This window comes from Bartonella sp. SD1336NMGDW (assembly GCF_042193565.1).
GTDB classification, from domain to species: Bacteria; Pseudomonadota; Alphaproteobacteria; order Rhizobiales; family Rhizobiaceae; genus Bartonella; species Bartonella grahamii.
The window spans coordinates 1-2,609 of record NZ_JBHILW010000052.1 but is presented as its reverse complement, the minus strand read 5'-3'; the positions used below and the strand labels follow the sequence as shown (position 1 = coordinate 2,609).

The following is a 2,609-nucleotide window of genomic DNA, read 5'->3' as shown; positions in this document are numbered from 1 at the left end:
CAGAAAAACTATGATAAAATATTGTTTTCTATAAATAAAATACCTTCAAAAATGAACAAAAATATGGTTAATAAATGCTTATGATTTGTTTTCATTTTTTTTACTTTTGAAAGGAAATTATTATGACAGAAAATGATATTCTTTTGACAGACCGTGAAAGTGCAAAATTGCTTCATATGAGTGTCTCAACATTCCGCCGTCATGTTACCAATGGCTCTCTCCCCAAACCTTTAAAATTTGGTTTTTTATCGCGTTGGTTACAATCAGATCTTATCAATGTCATCGAGCAAGCAAAACAGCAACGTTATAACGACGCAGCATAAAAAGAAAACCTTGTCACGTAAGAACGGACAAGGTTTTCTCAAACTCATCACCCTAGAGAGTGCACAATCCGTCCTGTGACGCAACGTTATAGCATTTAAAATGATGTGTTCTTTTACGCATGCGCAGGGCATTACACGTGCTGTGCTGAGGGTTTGGCGTACCCGTTGCCCTGCTCATGATGATAGGCTACCTAGTTTATCCCTTGCCAATAGACATGATGGGCGTCTCTTTACTCTATTGTTATGCCGGTTGTTCTTTTAGAGAGATCATACAAGCGCTCATTAGAATTGGCTTGCTTGGAAAACAAGCTTATGATCAGACGCTCTCTTTCTCAAAACAGATTTCTGCTGATCTCAAACGAGCAAAACAGAAAGCAGAGAGAGCAAAAGAAATTTGGCAACAATGCCAACCAATCAAAAATACTTTAGCAGAAACCTATTTACGCATGCGGGGTATTACATGTGATTTGCCTGCTGATTTACGCTTTCACGACAACTGTCCGCGCACCCATTAGGAATGACACTACCCGCGTTGGTGGCTCTTGTTAAGGGTGCTGGCTCCTTTGCTATTCATAGGACCTTTTTACAAGCCAATGGCTGCAAAACAGACCAAAAACCAGCAAAAGCCATGTTGGGATCTGTAACGGGTGGCGCAGTGCATTTAAGTCAAGCCAATCCAAAACATCTGGTCATTTGTGAGGGCATTGAAACCGGTCTAGTTCTGCTGTCTGGGTTATTAACAGAGCCCGTTGATTTATGGGCGTCCCTTTCAACCCTATGAAAATGCAAAATAGATATAAAATATCTATTTTAACAGTAGCGATTGAAGAAATAGTAAAAATACATTATATTAGAACTACTTTGTAACACATTAAGTGGTCGTAAAATGGCTGAGACAACATTTACCTTTCGCGTCGATGATGTATTAAAAAATGAATTTTCCAAAGCAGCAAAGGCGTGTGATAGATCTGCTGCACAATTATTGCGCGATTATATGCGCGATATCGTAAAAGAACAAAAAGAAAAAAGTGCATACGATTTATGGTTTCGGGAACAAGTTCAATTAGGGATAAATTCTGCTAATGCAGGTGATATAATATCTTCTGAAGAAATCGAAGCAGAAGCAAAGGAATGGCGCCTAAAAACACAAAGTAAACTCGATAGATCAACTTTATGAAGCTAATTTGGACACAAGTAGCACACGTTGACCGCAAAAAGATCCGTGAATACATATCACAAGATAATCCTTCTGCTGCCTTAAAGTTTGATCAACTTTTATCTGAAAAAGTAGAAAAACTTGTTAAATTTCCTACCCTTGGTCGTTTAGGACGAATTGTAAATACACGTGAACTTATTGTACATCCAAATTATATTATGATTTATGATATTTCAAATGGCGTTGTGCGTATTTTACGTGTGCTTCATACAAAGCAAAAATTTCCTTAATCAACTGTATTTTTATTTATTTGGTAATTGAAGCAAATTATTTTCTACAATACTGCGCTCCGTATCAGTAAGTAATGATAGATTACTATTTTTATAATGTTGCGAATATGATTGCATAATTACTTTGCACACCGCTTAGTTTCTACTCGTAAAAATAATGATGATACTCTTGGTAAACGACGTTTTATCGTCAATGATGTGACCGTTGAAAAGCTTGGGAAACTCTTAAAAGAAAACCCCCGTGGTCTCTTAATGGTTCGTGATGAATTATCTGGTTTTTTAGCCAATCTGGAAAGAAAGGAATATCAAACAGACCGTGCCTTTTATTTAACAGCTTTTAATGGCAAAAAATCATACACCTATGACCGTATAGGACGTGGAACCATTTTTATCACCCATGTAACTTTATCTATGATTGGAGGCATTCAACCCTCACGAATTATTCCACTCATTCAAGCAATACAGCGTGGAATAAACGATGACGGTTTTTCGTGAAATCTCTGGAGACAATAGCTCCCAAGGCGGTAGACCTATCATACGTTATGAATCATCCCTTAGTGAAAAATCATAAGACATCATACTGAGGCAATTTGGAAATCTTATAAAACATTAAACAATATAAAAGTGAACCTGCAAAGCACTCCCCATCATTAGTTTTGGGGGGGCTTTGGGGGTGCTTCTTATATGTATTATTTTATTTTTGATTGAAAAAAATATATAAGGGGGGGAAAAGGAACCCTCAAAACCTTCAAAACTAAGTACCATAATAGTTTTGATAGCATTTCTTATGATTATAATCCCTTTCTTTTGAAAGGCTTTAAAGGATTATATGCTTTTCAT

Annotated in this window: 3 protein-coding genes and 2 pseudogenes; all 5 read left to right on the top strand. The window is 36.7% G+C overall.

What is annotated here, in order from left to right; genetic code table 11:
- The first annotated feature begins 122 nt into the window (after positions 1–122).
- Positions 123–323 carry an AlpA family transcriptional regulator gene (locus ACFIKH_RS08935; RefSeq protein ID WP_004860538.1) on the top strand — a complete coding sequence of 67 codons (201 nt, stop codon included), beginning with the start codon at positions 123–125 and terminating at the stop codon, positions 321–323.
- 100 nt (positions 324–423) lie between these two features.
- Positions 424–1,098 (top strand): annotated as a pseudogene (locus tag ACFIKH_RS08930) (virulence-associated protein E); the annotation flags it as partial.
- A gap of 111 nt (positions 1,099–1,209) precedes the next feature.
- On the top strand, positions 1,210–1,500 hold the full coding sequence (locus ACFIKH_RS08925) for a CopG family ribbon-helix-helix protein (RefSeq protein WP_208439813.1): 291 nt from the start codon (positions 1,210–1,212) through the stop codon (positions 1,498–1,500).
- Positions 1,497–1,769, top strand: a complete 273-nt coding sequence (locus tag ACFIKH_RS08920) for a type II toxin-antitoxin system RelE/ParE family toxin (RefSeq protein WP_208438787.1) — start codon at positions 1,497–1,499, stop codon at positions 1,767–1,769. Before ACFIKH_RS08925 ends, ACFIKH_RS08920 begins: the two co-directional genes overlap by 4 nt.
- Before the next feature lie 159 nt (positions 1,770–1,928).
- Positions 1,929–2,255 (top strand): annotated as a pseudogene (locus ACFIKH_RS08915) (DUF3987 domain-containing protein); the annotation flags it as partial.
- Positions 2,256–2,609 lie beyond the last annotated feature (354 nt).